The sequence below is a fragment of the Kitasatospora sp. MBT66 genome, assembly GCF_000710405.2.
GTDB classification, from domain to species: domain Bacteria; phylum Actinomycetota; class Actinomycetes; order Streptomycetales; family Streptomycetaceae; genus Kitasatospora; species Kitasatospora purpeofusca.
Map to the genome: position 1 here is coordinate 162,099 of NZ_JAIY01000004.1, position 20,445 is coordinate 182,543.

Annotated in this window: 17 protein-coding genes; 8 read left to right on the forward strand and 9 right to left on the reverse strand. The window is 73.7% G+C overall.

The window, feature by feature from the left end; translation table 11 throughout:
• Positions 1-125: 125 nt before the first annotated feature.
• Positions 126-833 carry a bifunctional DNA primase/polymerase gene (locus BI06_RS07470; protein WP_037779733.1) on the forward strand — a complete coding sequence of 236 codons (708 nt, stop codon included), beginning with the start codon at positions 126-128 and terminating at the stop codon, positions 831-833.
• Between the two features lie 578 nt (positions 834-1,411).
• Here the strand turns inward: BI06_RS07470 and BI06_RS07475 are convergent.
• Positions 1,412-2,104: a metal-dependent transcriptional regulator gene (locus tag BI06_RS07475; protein WP_030393557.1), complete on the reverse strand. Its 693-nt coding sequence runs from the start codon at positions 2,102-2,104 to the stop codon at positions 1,412-1,414.
• Between the two features lie 221 nt (positions 2,105-2,325).
• On the opposite strand from BI06_RS07475, the gene BI06_RS07480 reads away from it, so the two are divergent.
• The 3 genes from BI06_RS07480 to BI06_RS07490 all read left to right on the forward strand — a co-directional run bounded on the left by BI06_RS07480 (position 2,326) and on the right by BI06_RS07490 (position 4,822).
• Positions 2,326-3,090: an SIS domain-containing protein gene (locus tag BI06_RS07480; protein ID WP_030393558.1), complete on the forward strand. Its 765-nt coding sequence runs from the start codon at positions 2,326-2,328 to the stop codon at positions 3,088-3,090.
• 372 nt (positions 3,091-3,462) lie between these two features.
• The gene (locus BI06_RS07485; protein ID WP_043466625.1) at positions 3,463-4,410 is read left to right on the forward strand and encodes a DUF4231 domain-containing protein; all 948 of its coding nucleotides are present in this window, start codon (positions 3,463-3,465) and stop codon (positions 4,408-4,410) included.
• Positions 4,411-4,582: 172 nt separating this feature from the next.
• The gene (locus BI06_RS07490; protein WP_030393560.1) at positions 4,583-4,822 is read left to right on the forward strand and encodes a hypothetical protein; all 240 of its coding nucleotides are present in this window, start codon (positions 4,583-4,585) and stop codon (positions 4,820-4,822) included.
• 71 nt (positions 4,823-4,893) lie between these two features.
• On the opposite strand, the gene BI06_RS07495 is transcribed toward BI06_RS07490, so the two are convergent.
• Entirely contained in the window at positions 4,894-6,114 is a 1,221-nt protein-coding gene (locus tag BI06_RS07495) for an FAD-dependent monooxygenase (RefSeq protein WP_043466628.1), read from the reverse strand.
• Between the two features lie 107 nt (positions 6,115-6,221).
• Between BI06_RS07495 and BI06_RS07500 the strand changes: the two genes are divergently transcribed.
• Positions 6,222-6,914 (forward strand): TetR/AcrR family transcriptional regulator, encoded by a 693-nt coding sequence (locus tag BI06_RS07500; RefSeq protein WP_030393562.1) that lies wholly within the window; start codon positions 6,222-6,224, stop codon positions 6,912-6,914.
• 42 nt (positions 6,915-6,956) lie between these two features.
• On the opposite strand, the gene BI06_RS07505 is transcribed toward BI06_RS07500, so the two are convergent.
• Both BI06_RS07505 and BI06_RS07510 read right to left on the reverse strand, forming a co-directional pair.
• Positions 6,957-7,919 carry a D-glycerate dehydrogenase gene (locus tag BI06_RS07505; RefSeq protein ID WP_043466631.1) on the reverse strand — a complete coding sequence of 321 codons (963 nt, stop codon included), beginning with the start codon at positions 7,917-7,919 and terminating at the stop codon, positions 6,957-6,959.
• A 184-nt stretch (positions 7,920-8,103) separates the two neighbouring features.
• Entirely contained in the window at positions 8,104-8,481 is a 378-nt protein-coding gene (locus tag BI06_RS07510; RefSeq protein WP_055731115.1) for an ATP-binding protein, read from the reverse strand.
• Between the two features lie 208 nt (positions 8,482-8,689).
• On the opposite strand from BI06_RS07510, the gene BI06_RS07515 reads away from it, so the two are divergent.
• Positions 8,690-9,559, forward strand: coding sequence for a helix-turn-helix transcriptional regulator (locus BI06_RS07515; RefSeq protein ID WP_043467343.1), 870 nt, complete (start codon positions 8,690-8,692; stop codon positions 9,557-9,559).
• 2 nt (positions 9,560-9,561) lie between these two features.
• Positions 9,562-9,756 (forward strand): DUF397 domain-containing protein, encoded by a 195-nt coding sequence (locus BI06_RS07520; RefSeq protein WP_043466634.1) that lies wholly within the window; start codon positions 9,562-9,564, stop codon positions 9,754-9,756.
• A 56-nt stretch (positions 9,757-9,812) separates the two neighbouring features.
• Here BI06_RS07520 and BI06_RS07525 read toward each other — a convergent pair whose 3' ends face one another.
• From BI06_RS07525 to pdxH, 5 genes are all read right to left on the reverse strand, one after another.
• Positions 9,813-12,110 (reverse strand): FxsB family cyclophane-forming radical SAM/SPASM peptide maturase, encoded by a 2,298-nt coding sequence (locus BI06_RS07525; RefSeq protein ID WP_043466636.1) that lies wholly within the window; start codon positions 12,108-12,110, stop codon positions 9,813-9,815.
• A gap of 42 nt (positions 12,111-12,152) precedes the next feature.
• Positions 12,153-12,332: a hypothetical protein gene (locus BI06_RS07530; protein ID WP_043466639.1), complete on the reverse strand. Its 180-nt coding sequence runs from the start codon at positions 12,330-12,332 to the stop codon at positions 12,153-12,155.
• 34 nt (positions 12,333-12,366) lie between these two features.
• The gene (gene fxsT / locus BI06_RS07535) at positions 12,367-16,488 is read right to left on the reverse strand and encodes an FxSxx-COOH system tetratricopeptide repeat protein (protein ID WP_051740434.1); all 4,122 of its coding nucleotides are present in this window, start codon (positions 16,486-16,488) and stop codon (positions 12,367-12,369) included.
• The gene (locus BI06_RS07540) at positions 16,485-18,062 is read right to left on the reverse strand and encodes a TIR-like protein FxsC (protein ID WP_051740437.1); all 1,578 of its coding nucleotides are present in this window, start codon (positions 18,060-18,062) and stop codon (positions 16,485-16,487) included. Before BI06_RS07540 ends, fxsT begins: the two co-directional genes overlap by 4 nt.
• 231 nt (positions 18,063-18,293) lie before the next feature.
• Positions 18,294-18,926 (reverse strand): pyridoxamine 5'-phosphate oxidase, encoded by a 633-nt coding sequence (gene pdxH / locus BI06_RS07545; RefSeq protein ID WP_030393570.1) that lies wholly within the window; start codon positions 18,924-18,926, stop codon positions 18,294-18,296.
• Positions 18,927-19,342: 416 nt separating this feature from the next.
• Between pdxH and BI06_RS07550 the strand changes: the two genes are divergently transcribed.
• The gene (locus tag BI06_RS07550; protein ID WP_030393571.1) at positions 19,343-20,443 is read left to right on the forward strand and encodes a citrate synthase 2; all 1,101 of its coding nucleotides are present in this window, start codon (positions 19,343-19,345) and stop codon (positions 20,441-20,443) included.
• Positions 20,444-20,445: the final 2 nt, after the last annotated feature.

Here is a 20,445-nt window from a genome sequence, read left to right on the forward strand (position 1 = left end):
CACCCCGCCTCCCCCCGGCGCGCTCCCGCACGGTCCGCCTCACCGGTTCGGGTGAATTGCCACCGCGTGGCGGAACGGCCCGCACCCGACCGTAACCCGCCTCACGCACGGTAGTTGAGCAGCCCGTGGAAGACACCCCCGACTCCCCCGACCAGGGCTCCGACGCAGGACTGCCCCCGCTGCTCGTCGAAGCCGTCAGCTACGCCGAGACCCGTCACTGGGAGGTCGCCCCGGGCGCCTGGCTGATCGACGGCGACGGCCCCGCCCGCTGCTCGTGCGGCGAGCCGCGCTGCGCGCTGCCCGGTGCCCACCCGATCGACTCGGACTGGGCGCGCAAGGCGAGCGCGGGGCCGGGCGCGGTACGGCGCTGGTGGACGGAGCGCCCGGAGGCGTCGATCCTGCTGCCGACCGGCAGGTCCTTCGACGTCCTGGACGTGCCGGAGACGGCGGGCTGCCTGGCGCTGGCCCGGATGGAGCGGATGGGCCTCCAGCTCGGCCCGGTGGCGGTGGTCCCGGCCGCGCAGGGCCGGGCGGGGCGGCGGCTGCACTTCCTGGTACTGCCCGGGGTGGCGGCCAAGCTGCCGGAGATGCTCCGCAAGCTGGGCTGGCCGCCGGCCCGGCTGGACCTGGTGGCCCGGGGGGAGGGCGACTGGACGGTGGCCCCGCCGTCCCGGGTCGGCCCGACCGGTTTCGCCCAGTGGGCCCGCTCGCCCTCCGCGCTCAACCGCTGGCTGCCGGACGCCGCCGAGCTGATCAATCCGCTGGCCTACGCCTGCGGGCGCGAGGCGCCGTCGGCGGCGGCGCAGCAGGCCCAGCCCGCGGCGGTGCGCTGACCGCACCCCGGGACGCCCCGTCGACGCCCCGCCGAACGGCCGAACGGCCGTGCCGACGAACGGCCGACCCCTCCGAGGACTGCCGCCCTACGCCGATCGGGTGAGGGGTGTGCACCGCGCGAGACCCCGCGCGCGAGTGACGGGCCTTGTCTCCCACCGGAGACCGGGCCCGTCATACGCATGTGCGGATAAGGGTTCGGTGTACCCGCTGGTCAACGGCGAAAGCCCCTCGTACGAGTGACAACGCTCAAGGATTGCCATGATCGGCCGAGTGGCAGGAATTCCCATGTGAGGGGCCGCCGGAAGGGGCGCTCGGTCGGGGAAGCCGGGCGAGGCGGACGGGAGGGACGGAGGGGAACCGGAGGGGACGGGAGGGAAGGGCGGGGGCCGCGGTACCGGCCGGGTTCGGGGAGGCCGGTGGCGCGGTAGCGGGAGGGAACGGGGAGGGCGGAAGGGCCCGGTGCACGGGGAGCACCGGGCCCTTCCGGCCGTTCTCGCGCGAGCCCTTCCCGGACCGGCGCGAGCCTTCCTCGGGCCCGGACGTCCTCAGGCCCGGACGCTCTCAGGCCCGGACGTCCTCAGGCCTGCGCGACGAAGACGTGCGCGGCGATGTCCTTGCCCAGCTCGGCCGCGTTGTCCCCGGAGCCCACCATGACCCCGCCGACCCCGGCGGTCACCCGCACCGTGGAACCGGGACGGACCCCGGCCCGGCGCAGCGTGCGCATCAGCTCGCCGTCGGTCTGGATCGGCTCGCCGATCCGGCGGACCACCACATCGGCGCCGTCCTCACCGGGAAGCACGGTGTCCAGCGCGACGAGCCCGGCGTCGAAGCCCTCGCCCTCGGCCTTGGCGTCGCCCAGCTCGTCCAGCCCCGGGATCGGGTTGCCGTACGGGGACTGGGTCGGGTGGCCGAGCATCGCGAGCACCTTGCGCTCGACGGTCTCGCTCATCACGTGCTCCCAGCGGCAGGCCTCCTCGTGCACCTGCTCCCACTCCAGCCCGATCACGTCGACCAGCAGGCACTCGGCGATGCGGTGCTTGCGCATCACCCGCACCGCGAGCCGCCGGCCCTCCTCGGTCAGCTCCAGGTGGCGGTCGCCCGCGACCCGGAGCAGCCCGTCGCGTTCCATCCGGCCGACCGTCTGGCTGACCGTGGGACCGCTCTGCTCCAGGCGCTCGGCGATCCGGGCGCGCATCGGGGTGATGCCCTCCTCCTCCAGCTCCAGGATGGTGCGAAGGTACATCTCAGTGGTGTCGATCAGCCCAGACATCGCCGCTGGCTCCGTTCCTCGGGGTCCTCACCGCCAATTCTGACGTACCGCGACGACAACCGGGCCCGCCCCAGCCCTCGGGGGGCGGCATTTCGTGCCTGTTGACAGCGGCACCGGTGAGGCAGCACGGTGCTGGCCGTAGCTTTCTCCACCAGCGGTCCGGACCATCTCGGCCGCGCCACCCGGCCGGGCCCCCCACCGGCAGAGAGCGAAGGCAGCAGATGAGCGAGCTGGTCGGCCGGTACTTCGAGGCCGCGATCGCCCACCTCCAGCGGGTGCGGACCGAAGAGGCGGAGAACATCGAGGCGGCCGCCGCCCTGCTCGCCGAGGCGGTCTCCGGGGACCGCCGGGTCTTCGCCTTCGGCGCCGGCCACTCCTCGCTCGCGGCCCAGGACGTGGTCTACCGGGCCGGCGGGCTGGTGCCGATCAACCTGCTGGAGGTCCCCGGCATGGCCGGGGTCACGGTGATGCCGGCGCCGCTGTCGAGCGCCCTGGAGCGGGTCTCGGGACTGGCCACCACCACCCTGGACCTCACCCCCGCCACCAGCGGTGACCTGCTGTTCCTGATCTCGCTCTCGGGCCGGCAGACCATGCCCGTGGAGCTGGCCCAGCACGCCCGGGCCCGCGGCCTGAAGGTGATCGGGCTGACCTCGCTGGCCTACCCGGGCGCGGTCCCCTCGGGGCACCCCTCCGGCACCTACCTCAAGGACCACTGCGACGTCGTCCTGGACAACAAGATCGCGGTCGGCGACGGCGAGCTGACCCACCCCGGTGCCGAGACCACCTTCGGCCCGGTCTCGACCATCGTCACCAGCGCGCTGATGCAGGCCGTGGTCGCCTCCGCGGTGGAGCGGCTGGCCGACGCGGCCCTCGCCGGCGAGGGCGCCGCCCCGCCGCTGTTCCGCTCGGGCAACGTGCCCGGCGGCACCGAGTGGAACGCCAAGCAGATGACCGACAACGCCGACCGGATCTTCTACACGTTCTGATTCCTTCCGGAACCTTCCGGGACCTTCCGCCGCCTTCCGGGACTTCTCCGCCCCGCCCCGCCCGTTCGACGTAGCAGGGCGCGGCGGCCGGTACCGGGCCCGCTACGCCGCCCGGCCGACCGCTGCCCCGGCGGCCCTGGACGCCCGCGCCGCCGGGGCGTCGCTGTCCGGCCCGCCTGGGCTGGCAGGCCGGCCCGTCTGCCCGCGCCCGCCCCGGCCCGTCTGCTCGCGCCCGCCCCGGTCCGGCTGCCCCCGCCTGCCCGTCCGGACCTGTCCCCCCGGGCGCACCGGCCTGCCCGCCCAGGCGTACCGGGCCGTCCGCCGGGGCAGAACCGCCGGGGCGGGTGGTGGAGCTGCGAGCGGGGGGACGGGATGACGTCGGGCACGGGCGGGGCGGACCGGGTGGTGCGGGAGCGCGAGCTGATGCCGGAGCTGTTCTGGGCGGCCGACTCGGCCTCCCAGCAGGGGCAGCACCGGGCCGTCCGGCTCTCCGCCGCCGAACTGCTGCTGCTGGTCGCGGCCGCCACGGCCGGCTCCGCCGACGGCCGACCGTGGGCCTGGCTCGCCGCCGTCGCCTACCTCGGCGCGATCGGCCTCTCCGCCGTCACCAGCCGGCAGAACCCGCAGGGCCTCTGGTACGAGGGCCGGGCCGCCGCCGAGTCGGTGAAGACCCTGGCCTGGAAGTTCGCCGTCCGGGCCGACGCCGTCCAGCCGCCGCCCCGGCCGCTGCCGGACGCCGAGGGCCTCTACGGCCTCCAGCTCGGCCGGGTGCTGCACGCCTTCCGGGACAGCCGCGCGGTCGGCCCCGGCCTGGCCGGCCGGCCCGCCGAGAGCCAGATCACCCCCGCGATGCGCACCCTGCGCGAACAGCCGCTGGCCCTGCGCCGGGACGTCTACCTGCGCGAACGGATCCAGGTGCAGCAGGACTGGTACCGCTCCAAGTCCCGCTACTGCGCCCGGGCCGGCTTCTGGACCGGGGTGGCGGGCGTAGTACTGCCGCTGCTCGGCCTGGTGCTCGCCGTGCTGCGCGCGCTGGGGCTCTTCTCCTTCGACGCGCTCGGCGCCGTCTCCGCCGTGGCCGCCTCCGTCACCGCCTGGGCCCAGCTGCGCCAGTACCGCCCGCTCGCCGCCGCGTACGGCCTGGCCGCCGACGAACTGGCCCAGATCCGCGCCCAGCTCGCCCACCTCGACATCGACTCCCCCGACGCCGAGGAGCTCTGGGCCCGCTTCTCCCGCGATGCCGAGGACGCCGTCTCCCGCGAGCACACCACCTGGCAGGCCCGCCGAGAGGTCAACGGCGCGGGCGACCGGGAGTACTGAGGCCGGCCCGGGGTGAGCCGGGCGGGGCCGCGGAGTTCCTGCAAGGCGGATGTGCAGGTTCCTGCCGCGAATTCCACCCCGGCGTGATCATTCCGCCTGGCAGAGTTTCGGCCTGCCGGAAACCGGATCCGGCGATCCCCCGATCGTTCGCCGCCGTTCCGATGGAGTACCCGTGCACGCCCACCTCCACCACCCCGCAGGGCTCGCGGTCGCGCTGGCGACAGCCGACGCGACGACGAGCGCCCTGCGGACCCTCGTGGCGGTCCTCGCCGTCCTCGACCTCGTCGTTGCCGCCTACGTGATCCTGACCCGGCGGAGCGGGATCTGCACGAGGCGATCCCTGTGGGCACTGATCACCGTCAACCTGACCCTGTCCACGGCCGTCGTCGTCCAGCAGCTGGTCCTCCCCTGAGCCGGGCCCGGTCGGGGACCGCTGCCGCTCGCGATCACCCCGACCGGGCCCTCCGCCGCACCGACGCGAGGTCAACTTCCCGTCCGGGCGCGCGCACCGATCCGGTCCGGCCCGGTCTCGAAGCAGCGGTAGTCCGGCAGGTCGAGGTGGGTCGCCTTCCGGCCCTCCTCGATCATCCAGTCGAGGATGCGGGGGCGGCTCAGCGACCAGTTGCGCAGCCGCAGCCCGACGGCGCCGGGAGCCAGGAACCTGCCCGCGCGGTCGCCGCCCTTCTGGCAGCCCCGGGCGTATCCGCGCAGGAGGCCCTCGTAGCGGGCGAAGGCGGTGGTGTGGTCCCCGGCGGCCGCGGCCAGTTCACCGGCGAGGACGTACGCGGCGACGATCGCGGTGCCGGTGCCCATGCCGCCGATGGTGGCGCCGCAGGCGGCGTCACCGACGAGGGAGACGCGCCCGGTGGACCAGTTCGGGACGTCGGCGCGGCTGATGGAGTCGAAGTACAGGTCGTCGGCCTCGGCCAGGGACGCCAGGAGCCGCGGCACCTCCCAGCCCGTTCCGGCGAAGGCCCCGGCGACGATCGCCTTCTGCTGCTCCTGGTCGTGGCGGTCGTAGGTCAGCGCGGGCGAGGAGAAGACGAAGAAGGCCCCGGCCGTCCCCGGGTCCCGGTGACTGGTGCCGACGGCGGCGAGCCGCCCGGGCACGTTGAGGCCGACGGAGCCCTCCCCCGGGCCGATGCCCAGGTAGTTGGGCAGCGACCAGCCGGCGGCGTAGTGGCCGAGGTGGGTGACGTAGCGCTCCTCAGGCCCGTGGGCGAGCCGGCGGACGTTGGAGTGCAGGCCGTCGGCCCCGACGACGAGGTCGAAGGTGCGGGCCTCACCGCTGCGGAAGCGGACGTGGACCCCGTCGGCGTCCTGGCGGAGCTCGCTGACGGACTCGCCGAAGCGGTAGTCGGTGAACTGGCGGCTGTGCTCGAACAGGACACGGACGAGGTCGCCCCGCAGGACCTCCACGTCGCCGCCGGCGAACTCGGAGGGCAGCTGCAGCCTGGTCCGCCCGCGCTCGTCGACGAAGCGCATCGGGCTGCCGCCGGTGCGGATCCGGCGGAGGTCGTCGAGCACGCCCATGCGCTCCAGCACGGTCAGGTGGGTGGTGCCGCGGAAGTCCACGGCCTGGCCGCCGCCGCGCAGGTGCGGGGCCGCCTCGGCCACCGTCACCTCGAAGCCGTACCGGCCGAGCCAGAGTGCCAGCGCCGGCCCGGCGATGCCGGCTCCGGAGATCAGGACCTTGGTGCCCATGGAGTCCACCCCTCGATCAAAACTGTGTCCGTTGGACGCTGTTTGTTGTTGTGTACGGTAGACACAGTTTTGGGATGTGGCAAGCCTGAGGGCGGGCGGGAGAAGCGATGGCGGACGAACTGGCACGGCTGCTCTGGGGTCCGCAGGCCCGGCCCAGGCGGGGCCCCAAACCCGCGCTGAGCCTGGACGGCATCGCCCGGGCCGGCATCGAGGTCGCGGACGCGGAGGGCCTGGCCGCCCTGTCGATGCAGCGCGTCGCCGAGCTGCTCGGCAAGACGAAGATGTCGCTCTACCGGTACGTGCCGGGCAAGGCGGAGCTCGTCGCACTGATGACGGACCGCGCGGTCGAGGACCCGCCGGACCTCACGGGCGGCGACTGGCGCACGGACCTCACCGCCTGGTCCGCGGCCCTGTTCCGGGCCTTCGCGCAGCACCCCTGGCTCCTGGAGACGACCGTGGGCGCGCGCCTGATGGGCCCGCGGGAACTGTCGTGGGTGGAACGGGCCCTGGCCGCACTGGACGGCAAGGGCCTCACCGGCGGCGAGCGGCTCGACGCCGTCGTGCTGCTGACCAGCCACGTCCGCGGCATCGCCCAGCAGTCGCGGGCGAGCGGGACGGAGGCCGAGGCCCGGCTCGTCGCGGCCCTCGCCGGAGTGCTGCGGGAGCACGGCGACGACTACCCGGCCACCCTGGCCGCGATGACCGCGCCGACCGAGGAGCGGGACCAGGCCCTGACCTTCGGGGTCGAGCGCATCCTGGACGGGCTGGAGGCACTGATCGCCCGACGCGCGGGCTCATGAGGGTGCGCCCCGGCTCGTCGGCCGGGGCACCCCCGCTGCCGGCTACCTCGCGACGGGGGTGACCGGGTCCTTCCCGGCGAGGACGGCGAGCACGTTGTCGACGGCCAGGTTGCCCATCGCCTGGCGGGTGCGGACGGTGGCGCTGCCCAGGTGCGGGGCGAGCACGGCGCGGTCCTGGGCGAGCAGGGCGGCCGGGACCGCCGGCTCGCGCTCGAAGTTGTCGACGGCGGCCGCGAACAGCGCACCGGACTCCAGGGCGGCGGCGAGCGCCACCTCGTCGACGACCCCGGCCGTCATCGACACCACCACCGCGCCGGGCGGCAGCAGGGCGAGCCGGGAGGCGTCCAGCAGGTGCCGGGTGGCCTCGCTCAGCGGGCAGGTGACCACCAGGACGGTGGAGGTGGAGAGCAGTTGCTCCAGCGGCAGCCACTCGGCACCGTCGGCCTGCTCGGGCGGCAGCGGGTTGCGGTTGTGGTAGCGGACGGACATGTCGAAGCCCTTGGCCCGACGGGCGACCGCCTGCCCGATCCGCCCCATGCCGAGCACGCCCAGCTGGGTGCCGGTCAGCTCCAGCCCGAGCATGAAGGTCGGCGCCCAGGCCCACGGTTCACCGGACCGCAGCAGCCGCTCGCCCTCGCCGAGCCGGCGGGTGGCGGCGAGGAGCAGGGCCCACGCCATGTCGGCGGTGGCGGCGGTCAGCACGCCGGGGGTGTGGGTGACGGTGATGCCGCGGTCGGCGCAGGCCGCCACGTCGACGTTGTGGTAGCCGACGGCGTGGTTGGCGACGATTTCGAGGTCGGGACCGGCCGCGTCGAGGAGTTCGGCGTCCACCCGCTCGTCCAGGGTGGTGATCAGCGCCCGGCGGCCGCGCACGGCTTCGAGCAGGTTCTCGCGGCTCATCGGCAGTTCGGAGTCGTGCAGCGCGGCCGGGAGCTGCGCGGAGAGGCGCTCGACGACACCGGGCGCGAGACGGCGGGTGACCAGGACCTGCGGCTGCTCGTTCACAGGCCCGGAGTTTACGCGGTGGGCCCCCACCCGACCCGGGCGAGGGCTTGGGTGCCATAGATGGCACTCACCGATCGACCCGTGCTGCCCGCCCGGTCGACCCGCTCCCGGAGCGATCGCGTCAGCAGCTCGCAGACCGCCCCGACCAGCGCCGAGGCGAGGAGAAGGAGTGCGACGACGACGGTCACGCGGCGGAGTCCAGCTCGAACCAGACGAGCTTGCCTCTCTTCTGGGGATCGGCGCCCCAGCGCTGGGTGAGGCCCTCGACGAGCTGGAGCCCCCGCCCGCACTCGGCGAGTTCGCCGAGCACGGGGGATCGTCGCTGCTCGGGGAGGTCGTGACTCTCGTCGCCGACCGAGACGCGAAGGGTGCGGTCGAGGATGGCGATCAGGACCACGGGGGAGGCGGTACGGCCGTGCCGCCAGGCGTTGACGATCAGCTCCGCGAGAGCGAGCTCGGCGTCGAAGATGCGCGCATCGTCCCACCCGGCGCGCAGCATGGCGTCGCGCAACGACTGCCGGGCAAGGGTGAGGGAGGGGGAGTTGAGGTTGGGGTTACACACGGGGAATCTCCCTGCGAGTGTGAGGGGGCACGCCTTGGGCGACCGGGCACTTCGGCACCAACTGCCTTTGGGTAGAGCGCTGCTGACAACCCATGGAATGCGTGGCTTCCACGACTGTAATTGAAGTTGGGCCATTTTTGCAACACTCTCCGCAGGCGGCCATACACTGACTGTGAGTGGCCATCCGTCCGGACGAGAGGTGACGAGCGTGGGACTCAGGGGTGTAGTCAGTGAGCGTCAACGCCGGTTCGGCGAAGAACTTCGCCGCCTGCGAGAGGGCGCCGGCATGTCCGGGCCCGAGATCGGCGAGCTGATGGGAATGAAGGGTCCGGCGGTCAGCCATACCGAGGCCGGACGCCTGAGCCTCAACATCGAACGGTTGCACGTATGGCTCGATGTCTGCGACATGACCGACCCCGACTACCGAGCCGGTATGGCCGCCATGTGTCAGAGCAGCGGTCGAGGCTGGTGGAGTGAATATCGGCCGTACGTCGTGTCGGACGCCATAGATCTGGCCGAGTTCGAAGACGCCGCCAAGTCGTTCAGCAGCTACCAAACCCACCTGATTCCCGGGCTGCTACAGACCAAGGCCTACACCGAAGTGATGCACGAGTACGCCGAGAAGAAGGTCGAGTTCCGCCGCCGACGCCAGCAAGTGATCACGGCGGAGAACGCCACTCCCTTCCACGCGGTGATCCATGAAGCGGCCCTACGCATGATGTACGGCGGTCCGGCTGTCATGCGAGACCAGCTGAATCACCTGGTCGAGATGGCTCATCTTCCTCATGTGACGATCCAGATCCTGCCGTTCGACTGCACGGTCTACGCATCGACCGACACGGCGTTCATGGTGATGCACGGCACACAAGCCCGGCTGGACACCGTTCTTGTCGAGAACCCGCACGGCTCGTCCTTCCTGGGAGATCCTGAGGGAGTAGCCACGTTCCGACGGAAGTTCGACCGGATCAAGGGCATGGCCCTCCCGCCCCTGAATCCCAGCGCACCTGGGCCGTCTCCTGCCTTTCGTGACTCGTTGGGCATGATCCAACACATCCGTTACAAACTCCTGGGGAGGTAGCCGTGGAGCAACTCAACTGGCAGAAATCGACCTTCAGCGGGGAGAACACCGACTGCGTCGAGATCGCGTCGGACGGCGAATACGTCTACATCCGCGAGTCCGACGACCCCGCCATAGCCATCACCACCACCAAGGCCAAGCTCTCCGCCTGGCTCCAAGGTGCCAAGGCCGGCGAGTTCGACCACTTCACCGCCTGAGTGATGCTTCCCGGTTCTGCTCCCGCGCGGGCGCGGGAGCAGAACCGAACCACCGCTCATCCCACGGCAGTACGCAGCCAGGGATCGACCGACGCCCTTGCACCATCAGCGAATCGCTTCCCCAACGGCGTCAGCGCGCCGCTGTCGGCCAGCAGATCCACGGCTTCGTCGGTCAGGGCGCGCCAATGGGCGAATCTGGCGCGGGCCGACCCCGTCCCCCCATGCGCGCGGGTGCCCCAGAATGCCGTCACCGCGAGGTGCGCGTACACCGCCTGGAACAGCGAGCCGATCGGCCTCGGCGTCAGGCCGAACGCCTCGAACACCCTCGTGTCCCCCCGGTCGTACAGCTCCTCCCGGTCCAGCACCGCGCCCAGCTTCACGTGCTGGAACTCGTGCACCAGCAGCAACGCCAGCGTCTCCGCGCTGCCCGGCCGCGCGATCGCGACCGCGCCGAAGGCCTGGCGGGCGGCCGAGCTGACGTCGCGCCCGTCCGATCGCCGCTGCAACGGCGTGACCGTAGTCAGACCGGCCCACAGACCGGCGGCGTACTCCGGTAGATCCCGATCGAGCAGGTCGGCCGCCGCCCCGAGGTCCCCGTCCCAGCGCAGGTACTCGGCGGCGGCCAACCGCTCCTCCACCGGCCACCGGTGCACCGCCCGCTGCGGGTCCAGGTCCTCCAGCGCAATACCCCTCCCGACCCTCCGGATCGGCTGCCAGCGCGGGTCACCCGAACCGGCGACCGCACCGTCATCGGTGCGCGCCGTCCATCCCGTCCGACCGCCCGTGACGAGCGCCTCCCGCACGCCCCCGCCCAGCAGCAGCCGCCCCAGCGTCGGCAGGTGCAGCACCCCGTCCCGGACCGGCACCACCACGCTGTCCCCACGCCCCGCCCGCACCGCCGCGGCCGCCGCCAGCTCGGCCAGTGTGCCGAGGCCCGCCCCCGGGTCGCCGCTCAGCCGCCGCGCGGCCCACGCCCGGACGTAGGGATGGGCGAACACCGCGTCCACCGCCGCCGGTTCGACGGCGTCCAGCTCCGCCAGCAGCTCCCACGCCTCCGAGCGCGCCAGCCCCGAGGAGCCGTGCACAGCGGCCAGCATCGTGCGAGTGAGAGCCAGTTGGGACCGGGCCAGCGCACGGACCGTCTCCGGACCGCCCAACCCGAGTGACAGTTCGTCCAGTTGCTCGTCCGTGAGCCCCGGCCCGGCGAGATCCACCGGCGGCGCGGCCGGCCGCCGGACAGCCCCCGCGCGGGCCGCCAGGCCGTCGATCAGCGCCCGCAGGTCCGCGCAGTACACCGAAGGACGGTCGAACGACCCCTCCCGGTACCGGTGCGCGTACAGCCCGCCCCCGCAGGACCGCACCACCGGGCAGGCCCGGCACTCCGAGCTCAGCCCGTCCAGGCCCGACTGCCGCGCCGCCATGCCCGGGTGCCCGGCCACCTCGTCGAGGCTGTGCCGGAAGACGTCCATCCCCGTCCCGGGCGCGCCGTCGTAGGCCGTCTTCAGGCTGTCCGCCTGCTCGTACGTCCCGTCCGTCTCCAGCACCACCAGGTCCACCGGCTCCAGCCCCAGCGCCTCGCTCAGGCCGGGCAGCCCCGACAGCGTCCGGTGCACCGAGTCGAAGGTCCGGACGGCGAACGGGCGGCCGTCCGCCTCCCACCGCTCGTGCACGGTCAGCAGCCAGTCCGCGTACGGCGTCGCGCCCGCACCGGGCGGGCGTTCCGGCGGGTGCTCCCAGGTGGCGTGCGGAAGCAGGAAGTCCACCGCCGGGGGCTCCAGTTCGGCGAGCGCCCGAAAGACGGCCACCGGGTCGTTCGCCACGTCGACGGTGCAGAGCAGCCCCCCGTACAGGTGCCGGAACCGCGGTTCGCGCAGCAGCCCGACGGCCCGCAGCACCTGCGGATGGCTGGACCGCCCGTTCGCGAACCGGCGGTGCCGGTCGTTGGCGGCCCGGTCCCCGTCCAGCGAGATGCCGACCCGGATGCCCAGCTCGTCGAACAGCTCGCAGTACGCCGCGTCCAGCCGGACCCCGTTGGTGTGCACCCGCAGGTCGAGCTCGCACACCTCGGGCAACGCCGCCCGCAGCAGCCCGGCCGCCCGCCGGAACACCTCCGGCCCGGCCAGCAGCGGTTCACCCCCGTGCAGGACGACCCCGACAGCGGTCAGCCCGTGCGCGGCCGCGTGCTCCCCGATCCGCTCCGCGACCCGCGCCAGCACGGCGTCCCCGACGACCCGCGGTCTGGACCGCCAGCCGGTGTCGGCGTGCTCGTACACGTAGCAGTGGTCACAGGCGAGGTCGCACCGACTGTGGACCTTCAGGACGAACTGCGTGATCGGCGGCGGAGGAAACGTCATGACGGCACGTTTCCAACAGCTGGAGCCGACTAATCCTGGCGATCAGATCGCAGAGTTGAACGGAGAGACCAGACGGGCCCCGGCCCCGGGCAGGGCCAGCTCCAGACGCCTCGCCAGCTCACCCGCGTCCAGCCCCGCCAGCTCGGCGAGACCAGGGCGCTGCCCGGAGCCGCGCTCCTCGGTCCGCTCGGGCGCCGCCTCGGTCTCCACGGTCGAATGCATCGTCAATTCCTCTTCCTCGGTGACCCGCCGGCCGTCACGCCGGCGGCAGCTCGATCGATGTGTCCAGCCACTCCTTCACCCGGATCGACTCGGTGAGCGGGTGGTTGTCCCCCAGGTACGACACCCCACGTGCCCGGGCCAGGGTCCGCGGTCCCAGCGCCCCGCCCTCGGGATCGCCGGAGGCGGCGAGCGCCAGGGCGAGGTTCGCGAAGGCGGCGAGGCTGTCCGGGTGGTCCGGACCGAACCGCTCGACCAGGATCCGGCCGGCATCCGCGCTGAGGGCCGCCGCCTCGCCGTAAGCACCCGCGACGGCAGCGTCGTTGGCCCGGTTCAACCGGGCGACCGCGACCCACGGATGCCGGTCGCCGAGCAGCCGCAGCAGGTCGTCCGCCACCTCGCCGGCCAACGGCCGTGCCTCGTCGTTCCGACCGGCCCGGCGGAGCGCCACGGCGAGGTTGCCCGCCGCCAGGCGCTCCATCGGATGCCCGTCGCCGAGGTGCTCGCGGTGGTACCGGTGCGACTCGTCGGCGAGCACGACGGCCTGCTGACCGTCCCCGAGCGCGCCGAGCACCGCCGCGAGGGTTCCGGCGACACCGGCGGTGCCGGGGTGGTCGGGCCCGTAGCGCCCGTACAGCTGCCGGTGGACGTCCTCGGCCTCCACCAGGGCCTCCGGCAGCCGGCCCAGTCGGCGCAGGGTGGCACTGCGGTAGCGCCTCGCCCTCAGAGTGTCGTCGTGCTCCTCGCCGAGCACGTCCCGGCTCCGACGGACGGTCTTCTCCAACTGCGCCAGCGCCTCCACCGGTCGCCCCACCTCGCGCAGCAGGTGTCCCCGGAGCAGCCCGTCGAGGATGGTGAGCGGGCTGCGCTTGCCGAACACCTCCAGCTTCCGGTGGTAGAGCACCTCGTGAACGGCCAGCGCCTTGGCGAAGTTGCCGGACAGCATGATGGAGACGGCGAGGTTGTTCTCGATCATCAGGGTGCGCGGGTGGTCCGACCCGAGCACCCGGCGCGCGGCGGCGAGCGTCACCTCGTCCAGCTCCCGGGCCTCCTGGTAGCGGCCCAGGTGCCGGAGGTCCCCGCCGAGGCTGGTGGCCGCCGGGAAGGTGTCCGGGTGTTCCCGCCCCACCAGCGCCGTCAGCCGGTCGAAGGCGTCCCGGTCGGTCTCGTACGCCTCCCGGACCAGCCCCTGACTGCGCAGGATGTTGCCGAGCTGGACGCGCAGCAACTGGACCCTGACATCGGCCTCGACACTCTGCGGTCCGATCTCCCGCCACTGGGCGAGGACGCGTTCGGCCAGCTCCCGGCCGGCGTCGTGGAGGCTGCGCCGCCACAGGTAGCGGACCGAGTTGACGATCCACTGCCGGACCGCCGGGTCGGTGGACCCGACCGCGCCGGACGGCCAGAGATGGGCCAGCAGTTCGCCGTACCGGGGCCAGTTGTGCGGCGCGTCCGGGTCACCGGGGTCGGCGAGGGCCAGCGCGCGGTGCGCCGCGGCGCGGACCCGCGGCCGGTCGGCCTCCCCGACCTGCTCGCGCAGCAGGGCCTGGACGATCCGGTGCACGACCAGCGTTCCGGCCGCGTGGTCGTAGCGGGCGAGGTTGTACTGGTTGACGGTCCGCAGGATCTCGCCGACCGCGAGCCGCTGGTCGGAGATGCCCGGGCCCGACAGCCCGATCGCCTCGACCACCGGCGGGCTGTACAGCATCGAGATCGGGATGGCCTCCGGGCCGAGGAAGCCGCAGACCTCCAACAACCGGGCGGCCGGGGCGTTGATCCGGCGCAGGTCGGAGCCGGCGATCCGCCAGGTGGCGGCCGTGGCGACCGGGACGGCGGCGCTCTCGACGGCCGCCTCCTCGGCGGAGCCGTGCTCGACCTCCTCCTCCGCCGCCACCGCCACCGGCGCCCCCCGCACCGAGCGGTCGAGGATGTCGGTCAGCGTCTCGTCGAGCAGGTCCGCGTACGTGGCCGCCGGCATCGGCGTCTCCTGGAGCCAGGCGGCGGCCTGGCCGACGGCGAGCGGCAGGTCGCCGAGGAGTTCGGCGATCCGCTCGGCGTCGGCCCGCTCGACCCCGGTGTTGAAGTGCCGGACGAGTTCGACGCTCTCCGCCCGGTCGAACACCTCGACCTCGGTGCGGCCCGGGCGGCGGGCCCAGCGCCGGTCGCGGGAGGTGACCAGGACGTGGCCGCCCGGTCCGGCGGCGGGCAGCCAGGGGTCCAGCAGTTCCGGGTCCTCGGCGTTGTCGAAGAGCAGCAGCCAGCGGTGGTACGGCCGGCCGCTGGCGAGCGCGTCGAGGACGGCGCGGGCCGTCCTGGTGACGTCGCCGTCCGTCTGCAGGCCGAGGCCGGGGGCGAGTTCGGCGAGCTTCTGCGGGATCACCGCGGGCTGCTGGGCCGGGACCCACCACAGCACGTCGTAGCCGGCCGCGAAGCGGTGCGCGTACTCGATCGCGGCCTGGGACTTGCCGACCCCGCCGATGCCGTAGAGCACCTGGACGGGCGCGGCGTCGCTGTCGGCCGTGAAGCCGTCGCGGACGGCCTCCAGCAGGCGCATCCGGCCGGTGAAGGTGGGCAGCCGGGGCGGCAGTTCCTGGACCGAGGGCCGGCCGTCGGGGAACCGGGCCGGGTGCGGCACGGCGGTCTCGCCGGTCCCGCCGGTCTCCATCCAGCGCCCGGCCCCGGGCGCCGGGCCGATCAGCTCGAACAGCTGGGCCTCGGCCTGCTCCGCGGAGCCGAGCGCGAGGTCCAGGGCCCGCTGTCCGGCGAACTGCGGCGGCTCCATGCCCTCCGCGCCGCCGATCCGCACCGCGAGCAGGCCGCCGGAGTCGCCGACCGGCGTCTGGCCGGTGAGTCGGCGCCAGATCTCCCGGGCGCGCGGCAGGGCGGTGTACTCGGGGGTGAGCAGGGCGAGCAGCCGGCCGTCGCCGTCCAGCGGTCCGGCGGCCTCGGGCAGCGCGCCGCCGTGCGCCGGGCCGGGGTCGAGCGGGACGGCGGCGCTGTGCAGGCTGACCAGGTAGCCGAAGCCGCGCAGGGTCTCGGAGATCCACTCGGCCCACACCCGGTCCTTGGGGGCGTAGCTCACGTGCACCTGGCGGGAGCGGGTGCGGCCGGTGCGCAGGTAGGCGGCGTACAGGCGGCGGCGGGCCAGGTCGGGCAGCGGGCGCAGGGAGGTGACCCGGCCGTCGGTGAGCCAGGCGGCCAGCCGTTCGAAGGCGGCGAGCAGGCTGCGGCCCTGCTGCGGCCGGTCGACGATGGTGGCCGGCACCTCCTCGTAGGCGTAGAACGGCTTGTACGGCACCTCGACGTCGCGCCAGTAGTCGGCCCGCCGCTCGGGGCTCAGCCAGCGCTCCAGGTAGGGGTCGAAGGCGTCGTGGGCGAGGTCCCGCCCGGCCGCGAGTCCGGCGCGTTCGGCGTCCTCGACCCGCATCGGGACGGGCAGCACCCGGATCTCGCGCTCGTCGGCGTCGACGATGGCGCGGGCCGCGTCGACGCCGCCGCGGATGCTCTGGGCGCCGAGGGTGAAGCAGTCGACGACGGTGTCGGGCATCAGCACGGTGCAGATGCCCGAGGTGTCGCTGACCCCGGTCCTGCTGTCGATCAGCACGTAGTCGTAGCTGCTGGTCCACTGCTCGCGCAGCGCGTACAGGAACTCCGCGCCGCGGATGTCGGCGCGGGTGTAGAAGCTGCGCCAGTTGAAGCTGGTGACGGCGGCCGAGTAGGCGGCGTTCTGCCGGCCGGCGGGCATCAGGTCGAGCTTGCCGCCGTCCGGGAGGTCGAGGGCCAGGCCGCACAGGTACTGCTCCAGCCGGCCGGGCACGGCCAGCCACTCCCGGGGGTCGGGGCCGGGGCCGCGGCGGTCCGGGCCGGGCAGCGCCTCGTCGACGTAGGCCCGGAGCATGTCGATCAGCCCGTCGGTGCCGTGGAGTTCGGGGTCGACCAGCAGCGGGTGGTAGTAGCGGTGCAGGCCCGGGGCCTCCAGGTCCCAGTCCACCACGAGCACCCGCAGGCCCTGACTGGCCAGGATCCAGCCCAGGTTGGCGAGCGCCATGGTGCGGCCGGTGCCGCCCTTGAAGGAGTAGAAGGTGACGACCGTGCCGGTGCCGGGGGTCGCGAGGGCCGCGGACCCGTGGTCCGCGAGGGCGGCGTGCTCAACGCTCATCGGTCCGCTTCTCCTTCACTGGGCGCCCGGTTGGTCAGGGGCACGGTCTCCTCGCGCAGGGCGCCCCTCGGCCCCGGCGCGGCTCCGGCGCCGGCCCCCGCACCGGAGCCCGCCCCCGGTCCGGGGGCGTTCCCCGGGCGCGGGAGGGGCGGGCCCGGGGAGACGGGCGGCTCCGGCGGAACGGGCGGCCAGGCCGGGATGGTGAGGCCGGGCATCGGTCGAGGGTCCGGACCGAGCCCGAACTGGGCCCGGGCGGCGACCGGGTCGTCGTCCAGCTGGTCGAGCAGGCGGTTCTGGGCGACGGTCACGGTCGAGAGCAGCTCACGCTCGAATCGTTCCCGCCGGATGTGGATGCGAAAGAGCGGCTCGGGCCCGGACCGGTGCAACCAGGTGCGCGCGAACACCTCGCGCACCCCCTCCCAGAGCCGGGCGCGCGCCGGACCGGCCGGCGGGTCGTCGGTGCTGTCGGGCAGCAGGACGGCGGTGACCGGGTGGTTCTGCCGGTCGAAGTCGCGCAGCGCCTGCCGGAAGGGCTCGGCGCCGGCCGCCCAGGGGTCCACCAACAGGACGCTGACCTCGTTGTTCTCCCGCGCCCGGTCGAGCGCGTCGGCGAGGTCCGGGCCGACCGTCTCCAGGCTGGTGCTGTGCCCGGCCCGGGTGATCACCTGCTGGGCCTGGACCGCCAACGAGGGCAGCCGGGGCGGGTGGTAGGGCGCCCAGTCGCGGGGGTGCGCCCCGTACCAGCCGCCCTGGTAGGGCCCGTCCGGGCCGCCCGGGGCGCCGTTCGCGGGGCCACCGCCGTTCGCGGGGCCGCCGCCCGCGGCGGCCCGGTCGGCCCGGACGCTGTCCGCCTCGGAGCGCTGCACCGGGAACCGCTCGCCGTTGACCGCACCGGCCCCGCCGACCACGGCGGGCGGGTCGCCGGCCCGCCGGGCGGCGACGAAGAGCCGGACCAGGCTGCTGCGGACGGCGACCGGGGCGACCTCCTCCACCGGGAAGCAGCCCTCCACCTGCCCGAGGTCGAGGTCCCGCAGCTCGGCGACCCGCCAGGAGGCGGCCTCCCGGATCCGTTCGGCGATCACCCGCACCACCTTGCGGTACGCGGTGCCCTGCGGGTCGGTCCGCAGCAGGTGGCGCAGCCCGCCGGTGGCGTACTCGGCGCCGAAGTCGTGCTGGATGTACTGGATCCGCCGGACCTCGGCGGGCAGGTCCTCGGGCGGCGGCTCCCACAGGACGGGGATGAGGGCCGGGACGCTCTCCCCGGTCTGCTCCTCGTGGCGCCGCGTCCGGTGGTCGAAGGCGGTCCACTCCTTGCCGCAGTAGGGGCTGGAGAAGTAGGCGGGCGAGTAGAGGGCGACCATGGTGCGGCTGGCGCCGAGCATCCGGGAGAGCTGCCGCTCCCAGTCGTCGCCGATCCGGAGCCGTTCGGTGTCCCGGTAGGCGAGTTCGCCCGGACCGGCCTCGGGCTCGATCCGCGCCAGTTCGTCCCGCAGGTCGGTGAAGAACTGGTCGACGAAGGCGCCCCCGGCCAGGTGGTCCCGCCGCGCGTAGCTGAAGAAGAAGTACGGCCGCACCCAACAACCCCCCACCGAGCCGGTGAACGACCCCACCTTACTGGCGGGCTGACGCAAGGTCAGCCGGTGGGCGAAGGAAGGTGTAGTGGTGTCGTCACAAGTGCGACCCCGCGGGGCTACGGGCCTGGTCGGGGGCGTGCGGGCGCGACCCGGACCGGCGCCCGCGCGGGCACGGCCGGACCCGCCCGGCGGGCAAGCCCTACCGGCCCCGCGGGCACCGCCCGGCCGGACTCACGGGCAGAGCCGCTCCACCCGCCAGCCCGCCGGGGCAGCCGGGTCGACGAGGTAGCGCAGCCGGTCGTGCAGCCGGTTCTCCCGCCCCTGCCAGAACTCCACGCTCTCCGGCACCACCCGGTACCCGCCCCAGAACGGCGGCACCGGCACCCCCTCGCCCTCCGGGTAGCGGCGCTCCAGATCCGCGTAGCGCTGCTCCAGCACCTCGCGCGAGGCCACCGGGCTGGACTGCTCGCTGGCCCAGGCGCCGAGTTGGGAGCCGTGCGGGCGGGTGCGGAAGTAGGCGGCGGTCTCGTCCCGGCCGACCTTCTCCACCCGGCCCTGGACGATCACCTGGCGGGCCAGCGCGACCCACGGGAAGAGCAGCGCCGCATACGGGTTGACGGCCAGTTCGGTGCCCTTGCGGGAGCCGTAGTTGGTGAAGAAGACGAAGCCGCGGGCGTCGAAGCCCTTGAGCAGCACCGTGCGCGAGCTGGGCCGTCCCTCGGCGTCGGCGGTGGAGAGCACCATCGCGTTGGGCTCCACCACCCCGGCCTCGTCCGCGTCGTGGAACCACTGGGTGAACTGGCCCATCGGCTCGGCGGCGAGGTCCCCCTCGACCAGGCCCTCGTGCGTGTAGTGCTTGCGCATCACGGCGAGGTCCGGCCCGGGTCGGGCCTCGTCGGCCAGGATCCGGGTGGCGGGGGGCAGGGGCGTCGACTGGGCGCGGTCCGGGGTCTGCACGTCAACATCATCCCGTACGACAAGCAACCGGCACCGCTACCTCCGGACAAACCCCGGTGGGAGATAAGGTGACTCGCCACCGCTTGGCCGCCCGTCGTACGGTGATTTGTCCCGAACCGCACCCTTGGTTCCGGAGATTTGCCGGGCACGACCGGCCCTCGGGCGAAAAGTCAAGCGGGCCCCAGGGAAACATCACCATGGTGGTGTATGGCGCAATGCACCCCGTGCCTGTCACCCTGGCACCGAGTGCCATCCACCATTCGGTCACTGGTGTGCCTCCCCACCACGGAGGTCCGCCGATCGCAGAACTGAAGGAGCCGTGCATGTCCGACTTCGTACCCGGGCTCGAAGGCGTCGTCGCTTTCGAGAGCGAGATCGCCGAACCCGACCGTGAAGGCGGCGCCCTGCGGTACCGAGGCGTCGACATCGACGACCTGGTTGGCAATGTCTCCTTCGGTCACGTCTGGGGCCTCCTGGTCGACGGCAAGTTCAACCCCGGCCTGCCGGCCGCCGAGCCGTTCCCGATCCCCGTGCACTCCGGCGACATCCGGGTCGACGTGCAGTCCGCCCTCGCCATGCTCGCCCCGGTCTGGGGCCTCAAGCCGCTCCTCGACATCGACGCCGAGCAGGCCCGCGACGACCTCGCCCGGGCCGCCGTCATGGCGCTGTCGTACGTCGCCCAGTCCGCCCGCGGCCAGGGCCTGCCGATGGTCCCGCAGAGCGAGATCGACAAGGCCGAGACCGTGGTCGAGCGGTTCATGATCCGCTGGCGCGGCGAGCCCGACCCCAAGCACGTCAAGGCCATCGACGCCTACTGGACCTCCGCCGCCGAGCACGGCATGAACGCCTCCACGTTCACCGCCCGGGTCATCGCCTCCACCGGCGCCGACGTCGCGGCCGCCCTGTCCGGCGCCGTCGGCGCGATGTCCGGCCCGCTGCACGGCGGCGCGCCGTCCCGCGTGCTCGGCATGATCGAGGAGATCGAGCGCACCGGCGACGCCACCGCCTGGGTCAAGAACGCCCTGGACAAGGGCGAGCGCCTGATGGGCTTCGGCCACCGCGTCTACCGCGCCGAGGACCCGCGCGCCCGCGTGCTGCGCCGCACCGCCAAGGAGCTCGGCGCGCCGCGCTTCGAGGTCGCCGAGGCGCTGGAGAAGGCCGCGCTGGAGGAGCTGCACAACCGCCGCCCGGACCGCGTGCTGGCCACCAACGTCGAGTTCTGGGCCGCCATCATGCTGGACTTCGCCGAGGTCCCCGCGCACATGTTCACCTCGATGTTCACCTGCGCCCGGACCGCCGGCTGGTCGGCGCACATCCTGGAGCAGAAGCGCACCGGACGCCTCGTGCGCCCCGCCGCGCGCTACATCGGCCCCGGCCCCCGCAGCCCCCGCGACATCGAGGGCTTCGAGGCCATCGGCGGCTGACA

Coding starts and splice junctions, on each gene's coding strand:
- BI06_RS07530 (WP_043466639.1), bottom strand. CDS start 12,332: ATGCATTCGACCGTGGAGACCGAGGCGGCGCCCGAGCGGACCGAGGAG.
- BI06_RS07500 (WP_030393562.1), top strand. CDS start 6,222: ATGGCGGACGAACTGGCACGGCTGCTCTGGGGTCCGCAGGCCCGGCCC.
- BI06_RS07525 (WP_043466636.1), bottom strand. CDS start 12,110: ATGACGTTTCCTCCGCCGCCGATCACGCAGTTCGTCCTGAAGGTCCAC.
- BI06_RS07480 (WP_030393558.1), top strand. CDS start 2,326: ATGAGCGAGCTGGTCGGCCGGTACTTCGAGGCCGCGATCGCCCACCTC.
- BI06_RS07495 (WP_043466628.1), bottom strand. CDS start 6,114: ATGGGCACCAAGGTCCTGATCTCCGGAGCCGGCATCGCCGGGCCGGCG.
- BI06_RS07485 (WP_043466625.1), top strand. CDS start 3,463: ATGACGTCGGGCACGGGCGGGGCGGACCGGGTGGTGCGGGAGCGCGAG.
- BI06_RS07550 (WP_030393571.1), top strand. CDS start 19,343: ATGTCCGACTTCGTACCCGGGCTCGAAGGCGTCGTCGCTTTCGAGAGC.
- BI06_RS07475 (WP_030393557.1), bottom strand. CDS start 2,104: ATGTCTGGGCTGATCGACACCACTGAGATGTACCTTCGCACCATCCTG.
- fxsT (WP_051740434.1), bottom strand. CDS start 16,488: ATGAGCGTTGAGCACGCCGCCCTCGCGGACCACGGGTCCGCGGCCCTC.
- pdxH (WP_030393570.1), bottom strand. CDS start 18,926: ATGCGCAAGCACTACACGCACGAGGGCCTGGTCGAGGGGGACCTCGCC.